Here is a 23,435-nt window from a genome sequence, read left to right on the forward strand (position 1 = left end):
AATGAGTTTAAATAAAGATAACCCACATCAAAAACATTTACGCAAACAAGATTTGTTGCTCGCATCCAAAGATGACTGTGCTTTTTTTAAAGAAGTGCTTGAAGGCTTATCCACAGCGGTGGTGTGGGTAGATGCAAATGAAAAAATTCGTTTTATGAATGTTGCAGCTGGGGAGATTTTTCAAACCAGTACTACGCGAATCTTGGGTCGTAACTGGAGTTTTATCTTACCAGGCCTGTTAGACAATATTTATTTGGCGCAAGAAAAGAAACTTACCATTCACGAATATACCGTGGAGTTGGCTGATTTTAATAAAGTGCGCGTCAGCTGTACTATTTCACCCTATGAAATGAACGGTCAAACAGGCTGGTTAATTGAAATTTTTAACACCGAACGCCATCACCGTATTGTAGAAGAAGATGAGCGTTGGCACCAATATGAAGCGGGTAATTTACTGGTGCGCACTTTAGCGCATGAGGTTAAAAATCCATTAGCAGGCATTTTGGGTGCTACGCAACTACTGCAAAAACGACACCAGCCAGGTGATAAAGATTTGGCATTTTTAGAGATTATCTCTAAAGAGGTGCTGCGCCTAAAAAATTTAGTCGACCGTATGCTAGGGCCTAAATTAAGCGCGACTAAGGACTATCACAATATTCACGAACTGATTCGCTATGTTTTGCAGATTATAGAAGGTGAAAAACCAGCCAACGTTTACGTTAAGCTTGATTATGATCCTAGTATTCCTGAGATTATGATGGATTTTGAAGCCATGGTGCAAGCATTACTTAATTTGCTTAAAAACGCCATTCAAGCAATGGAGGCGCACGGTGGCTTGTTGACCATTAAAACTCGTGTAGAGCATAAGTTTACTTTAGGGGCGTTTACTTACCCATTGGTAGCCGTGCTCAGCATAATGGATGAAGGAGAGGGCATTCCAGAAGAGGTCTTTGACTCTATATTTTACCCCATGGTCAGCTCAAAAAAGAAGGTTCAGGCTTAGGTTTGCCAGTGTCTCAAAATGTATTACGCCAGCATGATGGCTTGATTGTGGCTGAAAGTAAACCGGGTAAAACCGTGTTTAACGTCTATTTACCGTTAAAGCAAAAGGAGCGCTAAGGTGTCCAATGATGCAGAAAATTTACCCATTGTTTGGTTGGTGGACGACGACGCTTCGATTCGTTGGGTGCTCGAAACCGCATTAGAAGACAAGCCCTATTTGGTTAAAGTGTTTGATTCGCCCTTAACCGCTTTAAAGGCTTATGACGAGTTTCCCCCTACGGCCGTTTTAAGTGACGTTAGAATGCCTGACATGGACGGTTTAACGTTTATGGAGGCGCTGCACGAAAAAGATAAAGACATCCCCGTTATTATTATGACAGCGCATTCGGATTTAAACACCGCAGTCAAATCATTTCAAAGCAAAGCGTTTGAATACTTGCCCAAACCTTTTGATATTGATGAGGCCATTGGCTTGATTGACCGAGCGGTTAAACGTCATTTATCTGGCGGGGCGATTAGAGCTCCGCGTAAACCCAAAGTCGAAAAGCAATCGCTTAACATTGTGGGTGCGGCGCCGGCCATGCAAGAGGTGTTTCGTATTTTAGGCCGGGTATCGCAGCTGGATGTAACGGTATTGATTAACGGTGAAACCGGAACAGGTAAAGAGTTGATTGCTCAAGCCTTGCACGAGCTTAGTCCCCGCGCTGAAGGGCCATTTGTGGCCTTAAACACAGCCGCTATTCCAAGAGAGTTACTTGAGTCTGAGCTGTTTGGACACGAAAAAGGCTCATTTACCGGTGCACACTCACAACGAGTAGGACGCTTTGAGCAGGCTCATGGCGGGACGCTGTTTTTAGATGAAATTGGGGACATGCCCGTTGATTTACAAACGCGTTTATTACGTGTTTTAAACGATGGCAGTATTTACCGAGTGGGTGGACGAAACCCCATTAAAACCGATGTTAGAATTGTGGCAGCCACTCATCAAAATATGGAAAAAATGGTGCGTGAAGGACGCTTTAGGGAAGATCTACTTTATCGTTTAAACATTATTCGTATTAAAGTTCCTGCTCTTAGAGAACGTCGTGAAGACATACCTTTGCTATTAAGGTTTTACATGGAGCAAGAATCTAAAGCGTTAGGCTTAGAAGAAAAACAATTTAGCAAAGAAGTTGAACGGTTTTTATCATCCTTACACTGGCCTGGCAATGTGCGGCAGTTACGCAGTTTGTGTACGTGGCTTACCATCATGGCGCCTGATAAAGTGGTTTATTTAGAAGATTTGCCTTTAGAGCTACAACACTCAGCCGAGCACCTTGATGAAGCGGTTGAAGGCGATAATTGGCAAGTTCCACTGCAAAAATGGTCTGAACAATTTTTGGCCAGTGGTAAAGAGGGTTTGCATACGGCGGCTGAAGCTCTGTTTGAAAAAGTATTGATTGAAGCGGCGCTTAAAGCCAGTAACAATCATCGCCAAAAAGCGGCTATTTTATTAGGCTGGGGTCGCAATACCCTAACGCGAAAGTCGCAGGCTCTTGGTTTTGAAGAATAGATATTAAAAAACTAGCGTTCTTAATGCGATTAACCAGGCCTGGTGAGTTTTTAAAAAATACACATGAGAATATTGAGTAATTCGGCATACAATCTCATGTTATTAACAATACAATTTAAGTGTGCGTGAGTACTTTATGATTTGGGAATATTGGCAACATCTAACAACGCCAACGGCTATTGTGCTGGCGAAAGAGATGGGATTTTTAAAAGAATCGATTGCATTAGCGTCTCGTGCCAAGCGCTGTAAAGCCACCTGGAATCCACATTACCAAAATTGTCAGGCAAGCATCGTCCAAGCGGTGCAACGTTCGGTAGGGCGACGCAGTGTGCTTATTTTTGGCGCAGGTTCGTTACGCGATATTCCGTTAGCGTACTTGGCTCAACAGTTTCATCAGGTAATATTGGTTGATTTGGTATTTTTAAAATCGGCTAGAGCTCAAGCGCAGTCTTTTGATAATGTGGTTTTAATTGAACATGATGTTACTGAATCGCTGCAAGGTTTTTACACACAGCAAACCCATGTTGAACAGCCCCAAGCCTGGTTAAACGATGCGTCTATTGATTTGGTTATTTCTTTAAATTTAATAACGCAACTGCCGCTTATTCCCGTTCGTTGGTTGTTAAGCCATGGCGCATTAACCGAATTGCAAGCGGATAAATTGGCCAAAAAAATTATTTATGGGCATTTGCATTATTTAAAACAGTTTGCCGGTGAGGTGTGTTTAATTGCCGATGAATATGGCGTTGAATACGATAAGGCTGGAAAAGAAACGGATAAAGTTGACCCGTGGTGGGGAATAGAACCACCCAAAGCAGTACAAAATTGGTCGTGGGAGTTAATGCCATTAGGCGAGCAAACAACGCAGATTAGGCAGGTAAATCATGTGGGTGTAACGTTTTTTTAAACGTCTTACCCACTGTGATTTAGTATGAATGGTTTACTTGCTGTTAAGGTTTAAGACCTTTAACTTTGCACGAACGAGTAGGGGTTCAAGCTATATTATTGCAAACTATTACAACGCTTCTTTACCGGTTTCACCGGTACGAATGCGAACAGTTTGTTCTATGTTGGTTACAAAAATTTTACCATCACCTATTTTGCCAGTTTGAGCCGCATTAATAATCGCTTCAATAGCGGTGTCTACCATAGTGCTGTCAATGGCAATTTCTAGTTTTAGTTTTGGTAGAAAATCCACCACATATTCAGCACCGCGATACATTTCGGTGTGGCCTTTTTGACGGCCATAGCCCTTTACTTCGGTTACGGTCATGCCGTGAATATCAATTTCATGCAATGCATCGCGTACATCGTCTAATTTAAAAGGTTTAATAACGGCAGTAATCATTTTCATATTTAATCCTCTGTGTAAACAGTCGCTTCAATAGGGTTTAAGGTATCGGCCTTACTGGGTTCATGGGTTTGTGGAATGCTGGTGCTATGAGGGATTTGAGCAATTTTCTCCCCCATCTTAACGTGAGTATTGGCTGCAATCTGACCTAACTCAGGCAGTTGGTTGTATGGGGTTAATAATATCACTGTCGACCCCATATTAAAGCGCCCAATTTCATCGCCTTTATCAAATGCTAGGTTTTGCTCGCTGTAATCCCAATGTGCCAAAACAGGTTCATATTCGGGAGTGATTTTTCCAGCCCAAACAGTTTCCATGCTGCCCACAAAGATTGCGCCAACCATAATTAAACAATAAATACCGTACTCGTTTTCAAAGCGAATAATCAAGCGTTCGTTACGCGCAAACAAACCTTCAACGTTACGAACGGTCGCTGGATTAACGGCAAATAAATCACCCGGTACATAGGTCATTGACACCAGTTTACCATCGGTTGGCATGTGCACACGGTGATAATCCTTGGGTGATAAATAAATGACCGCCGCGTCGCCATTGTAAAATTGTTTAGCGTAACTAATATCACCACCCAACAAGGCCTCTAAAGTGTAATCGTGATGCTTGGCTTGAATGATTTTGTTGTCATTTATAGAGGTTGATTGACTTAAAAGGCCATCAGCAGGACTTACCCAAACGTTTACATCGTTGTCAATAGGGCGTGCATCGGCTTTAAGGGCACGCGTAAAAAACGCGTTAAAATGAGCGTAGTTTTCAATGTTTTCATCGGCAGCTTCTTGTAAATTGATACCATAGATTTTAATTAATAATTTAATAACGTTGTTTTTAATCCAAGGCGTTTCAATTTGCATAAACCAATGCATGGCCGATGACAAAAAATGTTTAGGTATAAAGTATTGAGGCGCGACTTTAAAAAAGTCTATAAGTTTTGTCATTTTGGGATGGTTATCTCTTGTTAACTCATGGTTTGAGGTGTTTTAAACAACTAATTTTAATGTATAATTCGCGCAATTCATAGAAATTACAAGAAATTACAAGGAAAACAATCGTGTCTGAGGTTAAAAAAGTTGTTTTAGCTTACTCTGGTGGTTTGGATACCTCCATTATTGTCAAATGGTTGCAAGATGAATACCAGTGTGAAGTGGTTACGTTTACCGCAGACATTGGTCAAGGTGGTGAAGTAGAACCGGCGCGCGTAAAAGCCGCGGCCATGGGCGTTAAAGAAATTTATATTGAAGATTTGCGTGAAGAATTTGCACGTGATTTTGTTTACCCAATGATGCGTGCAAATGCAATGTATGAGGGTGAATACCGCTTGGGCACATCGATTGCGCGGCCATTAATTGCTAAGCGTTTGGTTGAAATTGCACAAGCTGTTGGCGCAGACGCGATTTCGCATGGCGCAACGGGTAAAGGCAACGATCAAGTACGTTTTGAATTAAATTCTTATGCGTTAATGCCCAATGTTAAGGTAATTGCACCTTGGCGCGAGTGGGATTTATTGTCGCGTGAAAAACTTATGGCTTATGCAGCCGAGCATAATATTCCGATTGAAAATAATAAGGGTAAAAAGTCACCTTATTCAATGGACGCCAATTTATTGCATATTTCGTATGAGGGCGGCGTGATTGAAGACCCAGCTAATGAACCCGAAGAAGATATGTGGTTGTGGACGGTTTCTATTGAAAATGCACCTGACGTACCGACCTATTTAGACATCGGTTTTGAAAAAGGCGATATTATTAGCATCAATGGTCAAGAAATGTCTCCGGCCACTGTAATGGAATACTTAAATAAAGTAGGTGGCGCAAACGGAATTGGTCGTGATGACATTGTTGAAAACCGTTTTGTCGGTATGAAAGCACGTGGCTGTTATGAAACGCCCGCTGGCACTATTATGTTAAAAGCGCATCGTGCTATGGAATCGCTAACCCTTGATCGAAATGCAGCGCATCTTAAAGACGATTTAATGCCACGCTACGCTGAGATGATTTACAACGGTTTTTGGTTTGCACCTGAACGTGAAATGTTACAGGCTTTAATTGACGAGTCGCAAACGTTTGTTTCTGGCAATGTGCGGGTTAAGTTGTATAAAGGCAATGTTGTGGTGGTGGGTCGTACTTCAGAAAACAGTTTGTTTGATGAAGCGATTGCAACGTTTGAAGAAGACGGTGGTGCATACAATCATAAAGACGCCGAAGGGTTTATTAAGCTTAATGCATTACGCTTACGGACAGCCGCTAAACGTCGAGCTAAAAATGCGTCTAAAGCTTAATTTTGTGATTTAAATATAAAATAGAAAAAAGCGTATGACCAGGCCTGGTCAAACGCTTAAAGCCTAAATTGCTTAGATATTTTAAACAGCGTTATATTAACGCTGTTTTTTATGTGGCGGTTTAACTGTGTGACTTACCGTGTAAAAAAAGAGATTGTTACATGTCAAAAAAATCACACCATTTTGTAGCCACACCCTCATTAAAACAATTGCTTAAAAATCCTATTTTACTATTAGGGTTTGGATTAGGTTCGGGCTTGGCAAAAGTAGGGCCCGGGACAGCAGGAACCTTACTGGGACTTTTGTTGTTTTTACCCCTGTTGCTCTGGAATGAATACTGGGCATGGGGTGTGTTTATAATGGCGTTGCTTGGTGGTTCTTACATTTGCGCCGAGTCGTCACGCTGGTTGGGTGTGCATGACCACGGCGGGATTGTGTGGGATGAGTTTGTAGGCATTTGGCTGGTACTGTTATGTCTGCCTGAACAAAGCTGGGTTTATTGGTTAGCGGCTTTTGGGTTATTTAGAGTGTTTGACATTTTAAAACCCTGGCCAATTAATTGGATTGATCAACGTGTTTCAGGTGGTTTTGGCATACTGTTAGATGACCTAGTGGCCGCTGTTTTTGCGTTAGGCGCGATTTGGATTGGGTTTTATGTTTTGGCATTTGTATAAAGTTAAGGTATATTACGCCAAAATACTGTGTAAATTTTGGGAGAGAGAATAAAAAATGTTTATTGCATGCGATGACGCTAAGCGTTTAATTAAAGAAAAAAAAGCCCAGTTGGTCGATGTCAGAACCCCGGAAGAGTTTGCTATGAGTAAATTGCCAGGCGCAATGAACATTCCTTTGCAAGACATTGATCGTGTGGGCGAAAGTTTATTAGATAAAGACATTCCAGTGATTGTATTTTGTCGCTCTGGACAACGGTCGCACATGGCCATGCAAATTTTACTGTCGCAAAATTTTGACGAAGTCTATAATTTAGGTTCGTTTATGGCCTGGCACCAATGCCCGGATGTTTAGCGTGCTTTTTATTCTAAGTTGGTTGCCAATTCAAAGAATATAACAAAGCTAAAACCAGTTTAATTGTGATTTAAAAGCGTTTAACACCCAGTGTTTAAGCGCTTTTTTGCTTTTAATACATTAGGGTTAAGCAAATATTACGTGCTCACCGTTTAAAGGATTAGACCATGCGAATTGCCTTGCATTTACAAATTTTTATAGCCTTAATGCTGGCCGCCGCCATGGGCGCTTACACCGGAACCGACAAAACCATTTTGGGTCTTACTTGGTTGTCTGTATACACCTTTATTGGCACAATGTTTTTAAATGCCTTAAAGATGATTGTTGTGCCTTTAGTGATGTCGGCCATTATTGTAGGTATTGCTAATATTGCTGGACACGGTCAGTTTGGACGAATTGGGGCTAAAACTTTTTTATATTACGTATCGACCACCACGATTGCAGTGTTGATAGGATTGGTGTTGGTAAACGCCATTCAACCCGGTGTCACCTCTAATGCCGCGCCTATTTTAGAAGCCAGTCAGGCAGTGCAGCAAGCGGTAGAAGGAAAAACCAGTGGCGATGTGGTGGATGTGTTCTTGCGAATGGTTCCTACTAATGTTGTAGCGGCTGCAGCCGAAGGGCAAATGCTAGGGCTTATTTTCTTTAGTTTATTGTTTGGTTACTTTATGGCCAAACTATCGGGTCGTCCCAAACGCACTGTACTGGATTTTTGGCAGGGTGTTTTAGATGTGATGATGTTAATGACCGCTTGGGTCATGAAGTTTGCACCCATAGGTGTTTTTGGTTTAGTGGCCGCTTCGATAGCAAAAACTGGCTTTGAGCAGTTTAGTCATTTAGCACTGTTTTTTGTCACAGTAACCCTTGCACTTGCCATTCACTTACTGGTGGTCATGCCTTTAATCTTGCGCTTTGTGGGCGGTATAAAAAATCCGTGGTTGCATTATCAAGCCATGTTACCAGCATTATTAATGGCTTTTTCAACCAGTTCATCGTCGGTTACTTTGCCTGTCACTATAAGTTCGTTAGAAAATCGAGCGGGCGTATCTAATCGTATTACCAGTTTTGTTTTGCCTCTAGGCGCCACTATCAATATGGATGGTACAGCTTTATATGAGTGTGTTGCGGTGGTGTTTATTGCGCAACTGTTTGGCATGTCACTTGATTTTTCTACCCAGTTGCTAATTGTATTATTGGCATTGCTTACGTCCATTGGGGTTGCGGGGATTCCGTCGGCCAGTTTGGTGGCCATCAGCATTATTTTACTGGCGGTTGGCTTGCCGGCTGAAGCCATAGGTTTGCTGTTGGTGGTTGATCGTATACTGGATATGATGCGCACTGCGGTTAACGTATTTAGCGATTCGGTAGGCGCTGTTGTGATTGCGCGCTCTGAAGGCGAGAACCAAGTTTTAACGCAAAAATTATTTTAAACGTAATGTTATTACGTAGTTTCAAAGTATTAAAATGACCAGGCCTGGTTAAATCATTTGAGCAAAAAGGAGGTCATAAATGCAGTGGAATTTTGACGATTTACAGGGTTTGACAGAGCGAGCAGCGCATCCTAATCAGTATTCTGAACACGAGAAAGCTCAAAATTGCGCCTTAATTTTGCAGGAGCTTAATCGTGAACTGCATCGGTTTGAGCAAGTCCTTGTTCAAGATTTGTCGCACATCAGCACGGCGGCTATATATGCCGGAAATTTGCGGCTAGAAGCGGTAGTGCATTTAAAAGACAATTTGTATCGCTGTGATTACGGTTACGATTGGCAAATTGGCTGGACGTGTTCGGGTTTGCAAGAGAATGGTAGAGTGTATGAAAAGATGCGTTTTAACCTTGCCAATAATGGTGAGATTATATTTAAGCCTTTGCAATTGGATTAAAGCGGATGAAAAACCGTAGATTACGGTTTAAATTCGATGAGTTCGGGACCGTTATCAGTGACTTTAATAATGAATGCTGCCGGACGCCAGTCGCCCAATACCCAGCGCTTTAACGTAGTATGAGGTGCTTCAATAAGGTGAAGACCTGGTCTGTGTGTGTGCCCATGAATTAGATGTTGGGCGATAGGAAAGGCTTTAAAAAGGTCGCACACCGCATCTTGAGTAACATCCATGAGCGTTTGAGGCTTTTGCAGGCTTGCGTCTTTTGAGCGTTGACGTAATTTTTGCCCCATTGCTGTACGGCGTTTAGGACTTAAGTGCAACATTAAGCGTTTAAACCACGGGTGTCTAAAAACGGTGCGCATACGTTGATAGCCTTTGTCTAGCGTACACAAGGTATCGCCGTGCAACATGACATACGGTTTGTCATATAACGTAACAAGATGGGGCTCATTAATATACTGGATGCCGGTGGCTTGCCAAAATGCATCGCCCATTAAAAAATCTCGATTGCCAAAAAGTAAGTAAAGCTTTACCCCTTGTGTACTGAGCTTTTTAAACTCGGAGATAATTTCCGGATACTGTTTAAGACTAATGTCATCGCCTAGCCAGACTTCAAACAAATCGCCCAAAATATACAAGGCGTCTGCTTTGGGGGCTAAGGTTTTTAAAAATTGCAAAAAGGCATGATTTATAGGGTGTTCTAAAGAGTTTTCACCCGTGTGAGGAAACGATTTAATACTGGGCTGTAAATGCACATCGGCAATAATAAGGGTATGACATGGAGTATGAGCGGTCATTGCAGATTAAACCCATATTAGCGTAAACGGTATAAAGCAAAATTAAGTTGCCTTTAAACAGATTCAAAATTAAACATAAAAGCTTTGCACGAGCGGGGACTGGAAAAAAAGTGAAAAAATTTTACCTAAATAAGTTTAGCGAAAAACATACAGATTAGCGGGCTATTCAACAGTTTTCAAACAAAAATTAGGCAGAATTTAACTATTTTTTTGGCCGTATATCCACACGCGCAACGGTCTCAATAGTATGTTTAAAGGCTTTAAAGGATTATAGTTAATCTTCGATTAAAGTGGTTTTAGTAATAATAATGTCTTCAACTGGAACGTCCTGATGACCGCGTTTGCTGCCAGTTTTAACTTTAGCCATTTCATCAACAATGTCCATACCTTCAACCACTTTACCAAATACAGCGTAACCCCAACCCTGCATGTCTTTTTTACTATGGTTTAAAAAATCATTGTCTTTAAGGTTGATAAAAAATTGAGCTGTAGCCGAATGAGGATCCATGGTGCGTGCATACGCCAAAGTACCGCGCTTATTTAATAAACCGTTGTCGGCTTCGTTTTCTATCGATTCCCCCGATGTTTTCTCTTCCATCCCCGGCATCATGCCACCACCTTGAACCATAAAATTAGGGATAATTCGGTGAAAAATAGTTCCTTTGTAAAAGTTATCCATAACGTAGTGAATAAAATTTTCAGTGCCTAACGGAGCCTTTTCGGCGTCTAATTCTACGGTAATGTTTCCTAAGGTAGTTTCAATAATCACTTTGGGCATGTGAAGTCCTTTTTATTTTGTTAAGTTATTTTTATTGGTGAAGTAAAAGATTCTTTAATAAATCTATGTCTTACATTGATGGCGGTGCATTACGCACAATTTACTATGCATAAATATTTTATTTAATTTGTGTCACTTTTAAAATGACAACTGGGTTAACAGGCACATCTTTAAAACCATTTTTAAAACCAGTTTGTTCAAGGCGAATTTTATTGACTACTTTCATACCATTGGTAACTTGACCAAAAACTGTGTAACCATAAGCGCTAGCGGTTTTTTCACGAAAGTCTAAAAAGGTATTTTGAGCCACATTAATAAAAAATTGAGCCGTGGCCGAATGGGGGTCATTGGTTCGAGCCATGGCGACCGTACCGATTCGGTTACGTAAACCATTATCGGCTTCATTTTGAATGGGCGCGTGGGGAATTTTTTGTTGCATGTCTTCGGTAAAACCACCGCCTTGAACCATAAAATCTGCAATTACACGATGAAAAATAGTACCGTTATAAAAACCTTCATTGACATAACGTAAAAAGTTTTCAACTGTTTTAGGCGCTTTGTCGGCATACAGTTCTAGCATGATGGTGCCATGATTGGTTTCTATTAATACTTGCGGATTGGAAGGAGTGGGGGATGTTTTGGTTTCTGCTTGGGCAAAACCTAAAGGGCTCAACAACGCAGTAAGCAGGGCAGCTTGCAAGTTTAAAAATAAACGACGGTTCATATTTACTCCAAAATTGAGGCATTAATTTAAGTTACAATATCACTATTCTAACACTTGAAAGGCATAATCTTAAGCCTTTTATCAAGTGCTCTTGAGTCAGTTTTGATTAATCAGCCGCTTGTCGCACTTTAAAGAGAACCTTATGAGCTTAAAAATTTACAACACCGAAACGCGTCAAAAAGAGACATTTACTCCAATTCATGCAAATAAAGTTGGCATGTATGTGTGTGGCGTGACGGTGTACGATTTGTGTCATATTGGGCATGCGCGAGTGATGGTGGTTTTTGATACCGTGGTTAGGCATTTGCGAGCCTTAAATTACGACGTGACTTATGTGCGTAACATTACAGATATTGACGATAAAATCATCAAGCGTGCATTAGAAAATGCAGAGTCTATACAGTCATTAACCACTCGCATGATAGCTGAAATGCACGCCGATGAAGCCGCCATGAACGTGGTTCGCCCTGATATTGAACCTAAAGCCACCGATTACATTGGCGAAATTGTCGCGATGATTGAAGTTCTTATAGACAAAGGCTTTGCCTACAAATCGGCCAATGGCGATGTGTATTTTAAAGTCAATTCATACCAAGATTATGGTCGTTTATCGGGTAAAAAGTTAGAAGATTTAGAAGCCGGAGCTCGTATTGAAATCAATGAAATGAAGCAAGATCCTATGGATTTTGTATTGTGGAAGGCTTCTAAGCCCAACGAACCAAGCTGGGACTCTCATTGGGGTCAAGGTCGTCCAGGTTGGCATATTGAATGTTCAGCCATGTCGACTAAGTGTTTAGGAAATCATTTTGATATTCATGGCGGTGGTATGGATTTATCTTTTCCGCACCATGAAAACGAGATAGCGCAGTCAGAATGTGCAACGGGTGAACATTATGTTAATACTTGGATGCATTGCGGTTTTGTGAGAATTGATGATGAAAAAATGTCAAAATCTCTTAATAATTTTTTTACCATTCGTGAAGTATTAAAAAAGTTTCATCCTGAAGTTATACGGTATTTTTTATTGGCAAGTCATTACCGCAGCCCTGTTAATTATTCACAAGAAAATTTAGAGCTGGCTAAAACCAGTGTTATGAAGCTTTACTCAGCCTTAGATGGATTAATGGTCGCTGAACCAAGCATGGATACCGAGTTTGAAGCCGACTTTAGAGCCGCAATGAATGATGACTTTAATACCCCGCAAGCCCTTGCGGTCTTGTTTGAATTGGCTAAAGAAATTAACACCCATAAGTTACCAGGCCTGGTTGGATTGCTGGTTAAACTTGCCAATCAACTTGGTTTATTAGAGCAATTGCCCGAGGTATTTTTTAAATCTCAGCCTACCGACTCAGAATTAACCGAACAAGACATTGAGCAGTTAATTGCCGAACGTAAACAAGCGCGTTTGAATAAAGACTTTAGTCGATCAGATGCAATACGCCTGCAGTTAACAGAGCAAGGGATTGAGTTATTGGACAGCGCGGAAGGAACACAATGGCGCAGAGCTTAAATGCGTTATTAAGCAGATTAAAGTAACTACGTTAAATTAAGTAAAGAATTAAAACTGGCGCTTGACTGGATAAGAAAGCGCTAATATAATCAGTTCATTCATGTTTCTTCAATGAGTATCCTCCTCTGATTATTTCTAATGAGATAATTTATTTAAACCTTAGTTGTCCACTAAGGTTTTTTTTTGCCTTTTTTTGTTACACAGATTGTTTGACAAGGTCTAAGGATGAGCAGGATCAGTGCTTTGAATGGCTTGAATGCCAATATTGGGCATTACATCGTTTAAGCGGTCGTATTGTTGATTCATTATCGACTTGAAAATAGTAGTGTATTCAAGCACCGCTTTAACGTAAGCACGGGTTTCAGAAAACGGAATTGAATCAATCCACTGATCAGCCGGTAAATTTTGATGATTAGCAACCCAAGAGTCAACGCGAGATGGTCCTGCATTATACGCCGCGGTAGCAAGAACTCGATTGCCATTGTATTTTTTGTAAAGCGAACTTAAATACGCGCTACCCAGCTCAATGTTATTGTCGGCTTGCGTTAAATGGTTTTGCAAATACTTTGGATTACCGGTTTTTTTACCAATGTAAGCCGCTGTTTTAGGCATAATCTGCATTAATCCTAAAGCGCCAGTCGGCGATTCAATATCAGCTGAAAAAGCGCTTTCACGGCGTATAATTCCATATACCCAGGCCGGATCAAGATTATTTTTAGCCGCATTTTGCATAACAGGTTCTTTATGAGGGGTTGGAAACCGTAGATCAAGTGCGTCCCAGTAATTGGCTTTTGCTAAGGTTTGAATGGCCTGAGCGTGCAATTGCCATTGATCGGCTAATACAGCAACGGCTTGCAATTCATTATTATCTGCTTTACTTAATAAACTATTCCATTCACGACGCGCACTTAGCGGCCAATCGATGGCTAAAAGTTCTTGAATACGCAATAATTCTGGATATTTTTGAATAAGTTTCGGCTTATCAAAAGGTTGTATGGGTTTGGGATTAAATTGATATTTTAAATTGAGTTTGTCTGCGGCTAAAAAGGCATAAAAATTACGTTGTTTAGCGAGTGATTCAAATAAGGGTTTGGCCAATATGGCTTGATTAGTAGCATCTAACGCGCGTGCTTTCCAATAAATCCATTGTGAGTCTTCACGTTCAGATTTATCCATAAGCTCAATGATGTCAAGCAGGCCTGGCCAATCCGAATTTTTTATGGCAATTTGTGCTTGCCACCGTGTAGTTTCTTCGGTCTTGCTACCCTGAGTGTTTACATCATTTAACAACGCTTTAGCTTCAGGTTTATATCGATAAGCTGTTCTAAGGGCAATTTTTCGTTCAAGAGTTTGATATTGTTCAGTGTTTAAAGCGTAAGTTTTGTGAAATTTATCTAAGGATTGTTTGGCCAAAATAGGCTCTGATGAGGCCAGCTGGGTTATGCCATACGAAAAAATAAGCTTTTTAACGGCGGGAGAAAACGTCTTAGGTAGGTTGTTGACAATTAGTTTTGGATCTTTATGCACCAACAGCCAATAGTCGAGCATTTTAGTTTCTTGAGCCGACAGATATTGAGCAAACGCTTTTGCCTGGGTAAATTGTTTTTTATTGATTGCTAACTCAATACGGCTCCACACCATTTTGGGTGTGAGTTGCTTTTGAGTTGTTAGAAGGGTATCTAATGGTTTACAGGCATTGCTTAAAGTAGTTGATTCTTGCCATATGCTTTGCGCTAATGGGATTGCAACAGTTGATTGTCTAGATGCGGCAAGAGCCTGAATGTTAAAGCATTGTAAATCTTGGCTTTTTTGCGGCGTATACGCTTTTAAAAAGGCATTCCATTGTTTGGTGTTAGCAAGATGCGCCAGCCATCGACGATTGAGTTGCTCACCTAAATGATTATGACCGTTGTCTTTGATAAAGCTTTCAATTAACGCTGGAGGGGTATTTTTAAAATTAAAACTGTAATCATGAAATAAAATGTATGGATACAGTACGTAATTTTTTAATTTAGCTTTATAACTTGCCACACTGGTTCGATCATTTTTTTTAATCGCTTCATAGGCGTCTAAAAAATCTTTTTGAGGTTGCGTTAGGGTGTCTGGATTAACTTGAGCTGCTGAGCTGTTTATTCCTAAACCCAATAGAACCAAAAAACCGATTATGCGTACAAACATTAACAACCTATAGGGCATTTTTAAGCCTGAAAAAATGAATTAAGAGAGTAAAAGCTGACTTCAAGCGGAATTCTAATAACTTGGCCAGGTTTAATTGGAGTATTAACAGTAAATTTATTATAAAGCGTTATTTGCTGAACAGACACACTGTGAGCTTGAGCAATATTCCATAAACTGTCACCCACTTTAACCGTGTATTGTTTGTCTTTTATTGTTTTTGCGGGTTTATTGGACGCAGATGCCACAACAACAGGCGCCGTGCTTGGTTTTATTGCAGGTTGTTGAGTATTTACTTTGCTAACAGGCGATTTAGCAGTGGACTTAATGGATTGAGTACTTTCAACCAATGCACTGGATAATTTGGGCGGTTTAGATTGCATTACGGTTAGTTTCATACCTGGTTTAAGTGGTTTTAAAACACTTAACTTATTCCATTGGGTAAGTTCTATGGTCGATACATTAAATTTTTGGCTAAAGAAGCCAATGTTTCGCCTTTTTTAACCTGGTGATTTACTTTGTAGCTTAATGGATTGCTACGAATTTCAAGTTTTTGACCGGCCTTAAGAGCGCTTTTTGAGCCTAGATTATTCCAAGAACTTAGGTGAGCCACTTCTGTATTGTAGTTATTAGCAATTGACCACATAGACTCGCCCGGCGCGACGGTGTGAATAGTTTTTAATCCAGCGTAGGTTTGCGTTGTTGCTGCCGCAGGTGTGGTTCTAATTTTATGAAAGACCTCAGAGTATTGACTTGGTAACGGAATTAATAATTGACTGCCAAGGGCAACGTTTTGATTTTTCATATTATTAAGCTGTTTTATTACCTGCTCTGAAACATGGTATTTTTTAGCAATTGATTTTAAAGATTCCCCATTACTTACCGCATGTTTAGCCCATTCAATGTTAAACGTACTTTTATCTTGAGCAATGGCGGTTTGAAATATAGCGGCATTTTTGCTTGGTAACAATATATTATGCGGCCCCGTTGGTGGCGTTGTTGGGCGCAAAAATCCAGGGTTTAGCTGTGTAATCATTTCATTGGATACTTGCGATAATTGAGCTACTTTGCTCAAAGAAATAGGCTTTGATAGTCTAACCTCTGAGAAAAAAGGTCTATTATCAATGGGTTCAAGCTCTAAGTTAAACTCTTTATAATGACTTATTGAGTGAGATACAGCGAGTAATTTAGGAACATAGTTTTGAGTTTCTTTAGGTAAATCGTCGCGTACGTTCCAAAAAGTAGCTAAAGAATTTGGATTTTTGTCTTGATATTTTTTTACTGCTTTTTGAATATTACCAAATCCAGCATTGTAAGATGCCAAAGCTAAGAGCCAATCGTTATTGTTAAGCTGATGCAGTTTTTGCAAATAATCTAAGGCGGCTTGCGTGCTCTTAATAACGTCTTGACGACCGTCGTACCACCAGTTTTGGTCTAAATTATATAAGTCTCCAGTGCCTGGAATAAATTGCCATAACCCTGCGGCACTCATGTGAGACCTTGCCTCGGGTTGAAATGCACTTTCAATAATAGGCAATAAGGCAATTTCGTAAGGCATTTTTCTTTTTTTAACTTCGCTTAAAATGTAGTGTAAATAAGGTCTTGCTCGTTCAGACACCTGACTTAAATGTTTGGTATTGTCGCGATAAAAATCGATGTAAGGTTCATATCGCCCAGCATTTTCAGCCGTTAATGGAAGTTGATTGTTGAATTCATCCCACAAAGTAGGTTGATATCCTCGATCATTTTCTGAAAGTATGGTGCTTAGTAATGGATTTTCATGCGTAATGTCTGGTGTATTTAAACGCGATTGATGTGAGCGAGTTTGTAATGAGTGTAACGATTCGGTTTGTGAGTCGTTTGATGAGAAACCTGATGGGTCATCTGTTTTTACCGTTTGTTCAAGACCCGCACAGCCAGACAGTAAAATGCTGAGTGTGATAAGACTGAGTTTTAAAGTAGGTCGGGGTGTTAGCAAACGTTTCATAGTTTTCTCAAATAAGGTTAGGTGCAGTATCAAATTCATCTTTCCATGCGCGTAAAACTGCAAATAAGCTGGCAGGAGAGTCCTTTGCACCACGTTTTAATAGCTGGGATTTAATGTCCGGACTGTCAAAACGTAAAAATGGATTGGTCGCAATTTCAAGCTCTAAAGTAGACTGCGATTGAGTATAAATACTCGGGTATTTAATGTTTGTTTCAGACAGGCGCTGTTTTAACTGAGCGTTATAGGGGTCAACTTTTTGAGCAAAACGTAAATTGTCGACGGTGTATTCATGCGCACTGTAAAACTTGAGTGTGTTTGGAAGATGGCGTAGCTTTAATATCGATTCACTAAACTGCTCGGGGGTACCACCTAAAAGTTTTCCTGCGCCTGCGCTAAATAAAGTATCCCCACAAAACAAAACTTCATTATTAAAAAGCTAATATGGTTCGGAGTATGGCCAGGCGTGTCTAGTACGTTTAATGTGTAGCCAGGGTAAAGCGTGATGCTATCTTTTTCTTGCAGCGCTTTGTATTGCGGATAATAAGCAGACAAAGGGCTGTTTTTAGGGCCATAAATGTTTGACTCTGGACAATGTTTTAACAGTTCACTCACTCCATGAGTATGATCTTGATGGTCGTGGGTGATTAAAATACCGTGTAAATTTAGACTATGCTGCTGTAAAAAGTCGATGACTTGCGATGATTCGCCAGGGTCTATAACCCAGGCCTTATCTTGATGATAAAGAATCCAAATTAAATTGTCATAACTTCCAACCAGTGCTGGTAGGCCAATGATAGTCATATTTTGCCGGTACTTAATTGTTATAATTTTGCCTATTCTAGCAAATAAACGCTTCAAATTTATAGGAAAAGCTCGATGAACCAGGGTTTCCAATCTTTTTTAAAGCAGTGGTACACCACGCAACCCGCCTCAAACCTGCTACGGCAGGAGAAAGTCTTGACTGAAAAAGCGTTGCAAAATTTATTTGGTTATTTTTTAATTCAGCTTGGTAATGCAGCGCCAATTTCTTTTTTAAATGAAAGTCGTATTAAGCATAAAGTCTTGGTTGACGACGCATTTGATACTAAAGACCCTAGTTTTGTGGGAATAAAGTATGTAAAAGCAGATTTAGATTTCTTGCCTATCGCTAATGAATCTACTGACGTGGTGTTTATGCCACATACCTTAGAGTTAGCAGAAGATCCGTATCTGCTATTAAGACAGGTGGACTCGATGCTAGTCCCTCAAGGTCATGTGGTCATTACTGGCTTTAACCCTTATGGATGTGCCGTTTTACGCTTTAGAGCGCAGTCACGAAACAAATGGTTGCGTCACGCTCACTTGGTAAGGTTAAGGCGCTTAAAAGAATGGCTCGAGGTGTTAGGTTATGACATTAAATGGCAAGTGCACGCTCCTGTATATTGTTTTGGTAAGCCTGGATCAGAACAACCAGGCCTGGTCATGTGGTTTTTTAAAGCACTTGAATGGTGTGAAAAAGTCTTGAGTAAAGTGGGTTTTGATTTTGGTAATATTTATTGTTTGGTTGCTCAAAAAAGAGTAGATGCTCCAAAGTTAGTGGGTAAACGCTGGCACACACCAAACTGGATGTCTATTGCCGCTAAAGGTGTGATGCCAATGCAAAATCGGTCACGTTTACCTGGATTTTTTCAGCGTGTTGTTTGCAGGTTAAGGCGATTAAAATTATTTAGTTTTTTGACTAAAAAAACGTGTGATTAAAGTTTTTTTATTAGAACGATAAAACCTTTGAACGTGTGAGTGTTGAGATAAAAAGCGGTGTAAACACCTTTGCCAACTAGCAAAATTAAAGGTGTTTTAGCCATTTTTGGCCGTAACTTTATTTATGCAAAGGTTTCACATTGACTGTAACCGTTAACTTTAAAAGAGAGTATGTGTGCAAGTAGTTAAAGTATTTACCGATGGCGGTTGTCGAGGAAATCCAGGGCCAGGTGGTTGGGGGGTTGTTTTAAAGTATGGTGAGCACGAAAAAGAGATGAATGGGCATCAATTAGATACTACAAACAATCAAATGGAGCTTATGGCGGCTATTCAAGCGTTTGAGTCTTTAAAGCGGCCGTGTAAGGTACATATTACAACGGATTCACAGTATGTTAAAAATGGCATTACAGTCTGGATAAGTGGCTGGAAAAAAAAGGGCTGGAAAACATCTGCCAATAAACCGGTTAAAAATCAAGAATTGTGGCAACGTTTAGATGCGGCGATTAAAATTCATCAGGTTGAATGGTTTTGGGTAAAAGGCCATAGCGGCCACGCCGAAAATGAGCGCGTAGATGAGTTAGCCAATTTGGCAATAGATGCGTTGCTGCGAGGTGGATAATTTATTACAGTATTTGTGTGCGTTTATATAATGCATTTATAAAAATTAAGCGCATTTTAGTTTAGATCCACATTGACCTAAATCTTACATATCTTCATAAAATATAATGAGACCTTTAACGGTCTCACTATAAACATCTTACAAATTTTATTTAAACGCAGTGCCGTGTTTTAAGCCAAATTTACGCAAGATTTTGACCATGGGGCAAAAACCAGTCAAGCCAGTAAATAATAAGTTTGCGCCCACAAAACCGGTTAAGAAAATCCAGTTTGGAGAGTGGTAAGCAGCCAAAATAGAAGAGGCCAACACCATAGTGCCCGCCGCTAGAAATACAATTTTTTCAATCGTCATACATAGAATCCTTAGATGTGAGTAATTTAGAAAATATTAGTTAAAGTAAAAAATTGAGCCATTCAAAAAATAATTTAGGCTATACATAAAATTTATAACAATTTTAGCACCTTACTTAAAATAAACAAGATACCGTCACGCTACGATGCGTGTTAAATTTGTTTTACTTTAAAAATTTACGTAAATTAAGTATAATCTTGGGTTTTATTTTTAGCTAGTTTAATCCCTTGATTAAACGTTAGCTTTCCTTTCAAACAATGAACTTTGAGAATACAACATGCAAGTAACTGTAGAAAAGCCAGAACAAGGTCTTGAACATAAAATGACTGTCACATTTCCTTCTGCCGATTTAAACAGCAGTGTGGAAAAACGTTTAAACGAAATTCGTCGCAGCGTTAAGATGGACGGTTTTCGCCCTGGCAAGGTTCCGTTAAATGTGGTTAAAAAGCGCCATGGTGCACAAGTAAACCAAGAAGTAATGGGTGAGGCTCTACAAAAGGCATTTTATGATGCTGTTGATCAAGAGTCATTGAATGTGGCCGGAATGCCGATGTTTGATGAGTTAAATGACAAAGATGGTTCGGTAACCTTTACAGCTCGCTTTGAGGTCTATCCTCAAATTGCTTTGCCTGAATTTAGTGCCATTAAAGTAGACACCATCGTAGCCGAAGTAACCGATACTGATGTTGAAGAGATGATTACTCGTTTACGTGAGCAACGTGCTGCTTGGAAGCCTTCTTCTAGCGCGGCTAAAAAAGCCAACAAAGGCGAACAAGTCATTATTGATTTTGTAGGTAAAATTGATGGTGATGTATTTGAAGGTGGTTCTGCCGAAAACGTTCCATTAGAATTAGGCAGTGGACGTATGATTCCTGGTTTTGAAGACGGCATTATTGGCATGAAAAAGGGCGAAACCAAAACCATTGAAGTGACCTTTCCTGAAAACTATCATGCGGACAGTTTAAAAGGCAAATCGGCCGCATTTGATGTGACGGTGCACTCGGTTTCAGCTAAAGTTTTACCAGAAATTGATGAAGAGTTTGTTCACGCCTTTGGTATTGATGACGGCAAAGAAGAAACTTTGCGTCAAGAAATTAAAGACAGCATGGTTAAAGAATTGTCTCGTGCAGTTGAGAACCATAACCGCACAGAAGTGCTTAATGCCTTGGAAGAAATTGTTGATGTTGAAATACCTAAGTCATTAATTAATCAAGAAGTTAAAGGTTTGATGGACCGCGCAGTTAAAAACCTTCAGCAACAAGGTGTTAACCCACAAGAAGTAAATATCGAAGCCAGTCATTTTGAAGTAGAAGCTAAAAAGCGTGTTAAGTTAGGCTTAATTTTAGGCGACATCATTAAAGCCAATAAATTGCACGCTTCAGATGAGGAAATTAACACGTTTATTTCTGAGCAAGCGTCTTCTTACGAAGATCCAAAAGAAGTAATTCAATGGTATGCTCAAAACCCAGGCGCAATGCATGAAATTCGTTCTATTATTGTCGAGAGTCAGGTTGCGCAACGCATTTTAAATGAAGCCACTGTTAAACAGGTGACTAAGTCATTTAAAGACGTTATAAACCCTGCCGCTTAGTATTTATTAATCGGTTTTGTATTAAAAGCCATTGTAAATCGCACAAAAGCCCTTAAAAACTTAATTCTGGCGATGAATCTGCTATTTGTCGTTAGGGTTAAGTTTTTTTTTGCCTAAGAAAACGCTAAGATACTAATTGTTTAATAAAAGCGTAATAAAGCCAACAAGAGGAAGCAACAAAGAATATGGACAACACAATTCACAATGTACTTGTACCAATGGTTATCGAACAGACCAGTCGTGGTGAGCGCTCTTATGATATTTATTCTCGCTTATTAAAAGAGCGTGTTATTTTTTTGGTGGGACAAGTAGAAGACCATATGGCCAACCTTATAGTGGCGCAAATGCTGTTTTTAGAATCGGAAAACCCCGAAAAAGATATTCATTTATACATTAATTCACCAGGCGGCAGTGTAACAGCTGGTATGGCTATTTATGACACTATGCGTTTTATCAAACCAAATGTAAGCACTATGTGCATAGGTCAAGCGGCCAGTATGGGTTCTTTTTTATTGTCAGCAGGCGCTAAGGGTAAGCGTTTTGCCTTGCCTAATTCACGCGTTATGATTCATCAGCCGTTGGGTGGTTTTCAGGGTCAAGCCAGTGATATTCAAATTCATGCCAAAGAAATTATGCATATAAAAGACAAGCTAAATCGTGCCCTTGCAGAACATACAGGACAAGACTTAGCCACCATTGAAAAAGACACCGATCGTGATAACTTTATGAGCGCGCAAGCGGCTTGTGATTATGGGTTAATTGATCAAGTTTTAACCAGTCGATAAGGTTTGATGTTATGAGTGTAGATAAAAAATTATATTGCTCGTTTTGCGGTAAAGGGCAAGACGAAGTTCGTAAACTTATTGCTGGCCCCTCAGTGTATATTTGTGATGAGTGTGTTGAGTTATGCAATGACATTTTGCGTGAAGAATTTGGTGAGGAAGCGACCGGACAGTTTGAGTTGGATAACCTACCAACACCGCACGAAATAAGTGCTATTTTAGACAATTATGTAATTGGTCAAAATAAAGCCAAAAAAGTTTTATCGGTGGCAGTATACAATCACTACAAGCGCCTACAAAACTCGCACGTTAAAGATGATGTGGAGTTGACTAAAAGCAATATTTTACTGATTGGGCCAACGGGTTCTGGTAAAACATTACTGGCGCAAACTCTAGCCCGTTTACTTGATGTACCGTTTGCCATTGCCGACGCCACCACATTAACCGAAGCCGGTTATGTAGGCGAAGACGTTGAAAGCATTATTCTAAAACTATTGCAACGCTGTGATAACGATCCAGAAAAGGCCGAGCGTGGCATTATTTATATAGATGAAATTGATAAGATTACCCGTAAATCTGAAAATCCGTCCATCACCCGTGATGTTTCGGGAGAGGGTGTTCAACAGGCTTTGTTAAAGTTAATTGAAGGCACGCAAGCGGCTGTTCCTCCGCAGGGTGGGCGTAAACACCCTAACCAAGATATGATTCACGTGGACACATCAAAAATCCTGTTTATTGTGGGTGGGGCGTTTGAAGGTTTAGACAAAATTATTGAACAGCGAACTGAAACAAATGTGGGAATTGGTTTTTCTGCCGACGTCAAAACTAAAGAAAATAAGCTGAGCATGACGCAAAAGCTGAAAAAGATTGAACCTGAAGATTTAATTAAGTTTGGTTTAATTCCTGAATTTGTGGGTCGTTTACCGATGATTGCAGCACTTGAGGAGTTAGACGAGTCGGCTTTAATTCAAATTTTAACCGAACCTAAAAATGCTTTGGTTAAGCAGTTTCATAAAATGTTTGAACTAGAAGGCGCAGAGTTACAGTTTAGAAAAGACGCTTTAAGCGAAATTGCCAAACTGGCGATAGAGCGTAAAACGGGCGCCCGTGGTTTGCGTTCTATTTTAGAACAAATATTGTTAGATACAATGTACGACTTACCTAGCTTGAAAAATATTGAGACGGTCATTATTAACAAAGCAGTTATTCAAGGCAAAAAACCACCTATGTTGGTGTACAAAGAAGACGAGCTTAAAAAAGCGTCAAGTGAATAATGGTA

25 protein-coding genes are annotated in these 23,435 nt (G+C 40.0%); 14 read left to right on the forward strand and 11 right to left on the reverse strand.

The genetic code is table 11. The features are described from left to right. Position 1: 1 nt before the first annotated feature. From EP181_RS05545 to EP181_RS05555, 3 genes are all read left to right on the forward strand, one after another. The gene (locus EP181_RS05545) at positions 2–1,003 is read left to right on the forward strand and encodes a two-component system sensor histidine kinase NtrB (RefSeq protein ID WP_232023544.1); all 1,002 of its coding nucleotides are present in this window, start codon (positions 2–4) and stop codon (positions 1,001–1,003) included. Positions 1,004–1,120: 117 nt separating this feature from the next. Continuing rightward, entirely contained in the window at positions 1,121–2,554 is a 1,434-nt protein-coding gene (ntrC, locus tag EP181_RS05550; RefSeq protein WP_127470772.1) for a nitrogen regulation protein NR(I), read from the forward strand. A 136-nt stretch (positions 2,555–2,690) separates the two neighbouring features. Further along, entirely contained in the window at positions 2,691–3,461 is a 771-nt protein-coding gene (locus tag EP181_RS05555; protein ID WP_127470773.1) for a hypothetical protein, read from the forward strand. Positions 3,462–3,569: 108 nt separating this feature from the next. Here EP181_RS05555 and EP181_RS05560 read toward each other — a convergent pair whose 3' ends face one another. Further along, entirely contained in the window at positions 3,570–3,908 is a 339-nt protein-coding gene (locus tag EP181_RS05560; protein WP_127470774.1) for a P-II family nitrogen regulator, read from the reverse strand. Positions 3,909–3,910: 2 nt separating this feature from the next. Further along, positions 3,911–4,855, reverse strand: coding sequence for an archaetidylserine decarboxylase (gene asd, locus EP181_RS05565; protein WP_127470775.1), 945 nt, complete (start codon positions 4,853–4,855; stop codon positions 3,911–3,913). Positions 4,856–4,968: 113 nt separating this feature from the next. Between asd and EP181_RS05570 the strand changes: the two genes are divergently transcribed. The 5 genes from EP181_RS05570 (at position 4,969) to EP181_RS05590 (ending at position 9,102) form a co-directional block, all read left to right on the forward strand. Further along, positions 4,969–6,195, forward strand: coding sequence for an argininosuccinate synthase (locus EP181_RS05570; protein ID WP_127470776.1), 1,227 nt, complete (start codon positions 4,969–4,971; stop codon positions 6,193–6,195). Positions 6,196–6,356: 161 nt separating this feature from the next. Continuing rightward, positions 6,357–6,869, forward strand: coding sequence for a phosphatidylglycerophosphatase A family protein (locus EP181_RS05575; RefSeq protein WP_127470777.1), 513 nt, complete (start codon positions 6,357–6,359; stop codon positions 6,867–6,869). Between the two features lie 55 nt (positions 6,870–6,924). Continuing rightward, positions 6,925–7,221 (forward strand): rhodanese-like domain-containing protein, encoded by a 297-nt coding sequence (locus EP181_RS05580; RefSeq protein WP_127470778.1) that lies wholly within the window; start codon positions 6,925–6,927, stop codon positions 7,219–7,221. 167 nt (positions 7,222–7,388) lie between these two features. Further along, a complete protein-coding gene (locus EP181_RS05585; RefSeq protein WP_172959701.1) occupies positions 7,389–8,651 on the forward strand; it encodes a dicarboxylate/amino acid:cation symporter in 1,263 nt (420 codons plus the stop codon). Positions 8,652–8,730: 79 nt separating this feature from the next. Continuing rightward, positions 8,731–9,102 carry a hypothetical protein gene (locus tag EP181_RS05590; RefSeq protein WP_127470779.1) on the forward strand — a complete coding sequence of 124 codons (372 nt, stop codon included), beginning with the start codon at positions 8,731–8,733 and terminating at the stop codon, positions 9,100–9,102. A gap of 20 nt (positions 9,103–9,122) precedes the next feature. Here EP181_RS05590 and EP181_RS05595 read toward each other — a convergent pair whose 3' ends face one another. The 3 genes from EP181_RS05595 to EP181_RS05605 form a co-directional block, all read right to left on the reverse strand. Next, positions 9,123–9,902, reverse strand: a complete 780-nt coding sequence (locus EP181_RS05595; RefSeq protein ID WP_127470780.1) for a UDP-2,3-diacylglucosamine diphosphatase — start codon at positions 9,900–9,902, stop codon at positions 9,123–9,125. Between the two features lie 274 nt (positions 9,903–10,176). Beyond that, positions 10,177–10,680, reverse strand: a complete 504-nt coding sequence (locus tag EP181_RS05600; RefSeq protein ID WP_127470781.1) for a peptidylprolyl isomerase — start codon at positions 10,678–10,680, stop codon at positions 10,177–10,179. A gap of 118 nt (positions 10,681–10,798) precedes the next feature. Further along, a complete protein-coding gene (locus EP181_RS05605) occupies positions 10,799–11,404 on the reverse strand; it encodes a peptidylprolyl isomerase (protein ID WP_127470782.1) in 606 nt (201 codons plus the stop codon). A gap of 142 nt (positions 11,405–11,546) precedes the next feature. Here EP181_RS05605 and cysS point away from each other — a divergent pair, with 142 nt between their 5' ends. Beyond that, positions 11,547–12,914 carry a cysteine--tRNA ligase gene (cysS, locus tag EP181_RS05610; protein ID WP_127470783.1) on the forward strand — a complete coding sequence of 456 codons (1,368 nt, stop codon included), beginning with the start codon at positions 11,547–11,549 and terminating at the stop codon, positions 12,912–12,914. Positions 12,915–13,133: 219 nt separating this feature from the next. Here the strand turns inward: cysS and EP181_RS05615 are convergent, their stop codons facing one another. The 5 genes from EP181_RS05615 to EP181_RS05635 all read right to left on the reverse strand — a co-directional run bounded on the left by EP181_RS05615 (position 13,134) and on the right by EP181_RS05635 (position 17,877). Further along, the gene (locus EP181_RS05615) at positions 13,134–15,092 is read right to left on the reverse strand and encodes a transglycosylase SLT domain-containing protein (protein WP_172959702.1); all 1,959 of its coding nucleotides are present in this window, start codon (positions 15,090–15,092) and stop codon (positions 13,134–13,136) included. Between the two features lie 20 nt (positions 15,093–15,112). Next, the gene (locus EP181_RS05620; RefSeq protein ID WP_172959703.1) at positions 15,113–15,472 is read right to left on the reverse strand and encodes a LysM peptidoglycan-binding domain-containing protein; all 360 of its coding nucleotides are present in this window, start codon (positions 15,470–15,472) and stop codon (positions 15,113–15,115) included. Positions 15,473–15,537: 65 nt separating this feature from the next. Then, positions 15,538–17,076 carry a LysM peptidoglycan-binding domain-containing protein gene (locus EP181_RS05625; RefSeq protein ID WP_172959704.1) on the reverse strand — a complete coding sequence of 513 codons (1,539 nt, stop codon included), beginning with the start codon at positions 17,074–17,076 and terminating at the stop codon, positions 15,538–15,540. A gap of 7 nt (positions 17,077–17,083) precedes the next feature. Continuing rightward, complete coding sequence (locus EP181_RS05630; protein ID WP_127470787.1) at positions 17,084–17,494, reverse strand: hydroxyacylglutathione hydrolase C-terminal domain-containing protein; 411 nt, start codon at positions 17,492–17,494, stop codon at positions 17,084–17,086. Then, a complete protein-coding gene (locus tag EP181_RS05635) occupies positions 17,446–17,877 on the reverse strand; it encodes an MBL fold metallo-hydrolase (RefSeq protein WP_127470788.1) in 432 nt (143 codons plus the stop codon). The genes EP181_RS05630 and EP181_RS05635 overlap by 49 nt, the downstream gene beginning before the upstream one ends. Before the next feature lie 75 nt (positions 17,878–17,952). Between EP181_RS05635 and EP181_RS05640 the strand changes: the two genes are divergently transcribed. Both EP181_RS05640 and rnhA read left to right on the forward strand, forming a co-directional pair. Continuing rightward, positions 17,953–18,813: a class I SAM-dependent methyltransferase gene (locus tag EP181_RS05640; protein WP_127470789.1), complete on the forward strand. Its 861-nt coding sequence runs from the start codon at positions 17,953–17,955 to the stop codon at positions 18,811–18,813. 175 nt (positions 18,814–18,988) lie between these two features. Then, positions 18,989–19,432 (forward strand): ribonuclease HI, encoded by a 444-nt coding sequence (gene rnhA / locus EP181_RS05645; protein WP_127470790.1) that lies wholly within the window; start codon positions 18,989–18,991, stop codon positions 19,430–19,432. A gap of 147 nt (positions 19,433–19,579) precedes the next feature. On the opposite strand, the gene EP181_RS05650 is transcribed toward rnhA, so the two are convergent. Then, the gene (locus EP181_RS05650; protein ID WP_127470791.1) at positions 19,580–19,783 is read right to left on the reverse strand and encodes a YgaP family membrane protein; all 204 of its coding nucleotides are present in this window, start codon (positions 19,781–19,783) and stop codon (positions 19,580–19,582) included. A 277-nt stretch (positions 19,784–20,060) separates the two neighbouring features. Between EP181_RS05650 and tig the strand changes: the two genes are divergently transcribed. The 3 genes from tig to clpX all read left to right on the forward strand — a co-directional run bounded on the left by tig (position 20,061) and on the right by clpX (position 23,430). Next, positions 20,061–21,374: a trigger factor gene (gene tig / locus EP181_RS05655; RefSeq protein WP_127470792.1), complete on the forward strand. Its 1,314-nt coding sequence runs from the start codon at positions 20,061–20,063 to the stop codon at positions 21,372–21,374. A gap of 185 nt (positions 21,375–21,559) precedes the next feature. Then, positions 21,560–22,159, forward strand: a complete 600-nt coding sequence (clpP, locus tag EP181_RS05660) for an ATP-dependent Clp endopeptidase proteolytic subunit ClpP (protein ID WP_127470793.1) — start codon at positions 21,560–21,562, stop codon at positions 22,157–22,159. 11 nt (positions 22,160–22,170) lie between these two features. After that, positions 22,171–23,430 (forward strand): ATP-dependent Clp protease ATP-binding subunit ClpX, encoded by a 1,260-nt coding sequence (clpX, locus tag EP181_RS05665; protein ID WP_127470794.1) that lies wholly within the window; start codon positions 22,171–22,173, stop codon positions 23,428–23,430. Positions 23,431–23,435: the final 5 nt, after the last annotated feature.

This window comes from Thiomicrorhabdus aquaedulcis (assembly GCF_004001325.1).
In the GTDB taxonomy this organism is placed as follows: Bacteria; Pseudomonadota; Gammaproteobacteria; order Thiomicrospirales; family Thiomicrospiraceae; genus Thiomicrorhabdus; species Thiomicrorhabdus aquaedulcis.

What these genes read in the sequence shown, in the direction of transcription:
- cysS (WP_127470783.1), top strand. Translation starts at nt 11,547, where the DNA reads ATGAGCTTAAAAATTTACAACACCGAAACGCGTCAAAAAGAGACATTT.
- EP181_RS05560 (WP_127470774.1), bottom strand. Translation starts at nt 3,908, where the DNA reads ATGAAAATGATTACTGCCGTTATTAAACCTTTTAAATTAGACGATGTA.
- EP181_RS05650 (WP_127470791.1), bottom strand. Translation starts at nt 19,783, where the DNA reads ATGACGATTGAAAAAATTGTATTTCTAGCGGCGGGCACTATGGTGTTG.
- EP181_RS05545 (WP_232023544.1), top strand. Translation starts at nt 2, where the DNA reads ATGAGTTTAAATAAAGATAACCCACATCAAAAACATTTACGCAAACAA.
- EP181_RS05605 (WP_127470782.1), bottom strand. Translation starts at nt 11,404, where the DNA reads ATGAACCGTCGTTTATTTTTAAACTTGCAAGCTGCCCTGCTTACTGCG.
- EP181_RS05555 (WP_127470773.1), top strand. Translation starts at nt 2,691, where the DNA reads ATGATTTGGGAATATTGGCAACATCTAACAACGCCAACGGCTATTGTG.
- EP181_RS05590 (WP_127470779.1), top strand. Translation starts at nt 8,731, where the DNA reads ATGCAGTGGAATTTTGACGATTTACAGGGTTTGACAGAGCGAGCAGCG.
- EP181_RS05580 (WP_127470778.1), top strand. Translation starts at nt 6,925, where the DNA reads ATGTTTATTGCATGCGATGACGCTAAGCGTTTAATTAAAGAAAAAAAA.
- EP181_RS05595 (WP_127470780.1), bottom strand. Translation starts at nt 9,902, where the DNA reads ATGACCGCTCATACTCCATGTCATACCCTTATTATTGCCGATGTGCAT.
- tig (WP_127470792.1), top strand. Translation starts at nt 20,061, where the DNA reads ATGCAAGTAACTGTAGAAAAGCCAGAACAAGGTCTTGAACATAAAATG.
- EP181_RS05600 (WP_127470781.1), bottom strand. Translation starts at nt 10,680, where the DNA reads ATGCCCAAAGTGATTATTGAAACTACCTTAGGAAACATTACCGTAGAA.
- asd (WP_127470775.1), bottom strand. Translation starts at nt 4,855, where the DNA reads ATGACAAAACTTATAGACTTTTTTAAAGTCGCGCCTCAATACTTTATA.
- EP181_RS05640 (WP_127470789.1), top strand. Translation starts at nt 17,953, where the DNA reads ATGAACCAGGGTTTCCAATCTTTTTTAAAGCAGTGGTACACCACGCAA.
- clpX (WP_127470794.1), top strand. Translation starts at nt 22,171, where the DNA reads ATGAGTGTAGATAAAAAATTATATTGCTCGTTTTGCGGTAAAGGGCAA.
- EP181_RS05635 (WP_127470788.1), bottom strand. Translation starts at nt 17,877, where the DNA reads ATGACTATCATTGGCCTACCAGCACTGGTTGGAAGTTATGACAATTTA.
- EP181_RS05620 (WP_172959703.1), bottom strand. Translation starts at nt 15,472, where the DNA reads ATGCAATCTAAACCGCCCAAATTATCCAGTGCATTGGTTGAAAGTACT.
- EP181_RS05585 (WP_172959701.1), top strand. Translation starts at nt 7,389, where the DNA reads ATGCGAATTGCCTTGCATTTACAAATTTTTATAGCCTTAATGCTGGCC.
- EP181_RS05575 (WP_127470777.1), top strand. Translation starts at nt 6,357, where the DNA reads ATGTCAAAAAAATCACACCATTTTGTAGCCACACCCTCATTAAAACAA.
- EP181_RS05615 (WP_172959702.1), bottom strand. Translation starts at nt 15,092, where the DNA reads ATGTTTGTACGCATAATCGGTTTTTTGGTTCTATTGGGTTTAGGAATA.
- clpP (WP_127470793.1), top strand. Translation starts at nt 21,560, where the DNA reads ATGGACAACACAATTCACAATGTACTTGTACCAATGGTTATCGAACAG.
- EP181_RS05625 (WP_172959704.1), bottom strand. Translation starts at nt 17,076, where the DNA reads ATGAAACGTTTGCTAACACCCCGACCTACTTTAAAACTCAGTCTTATC.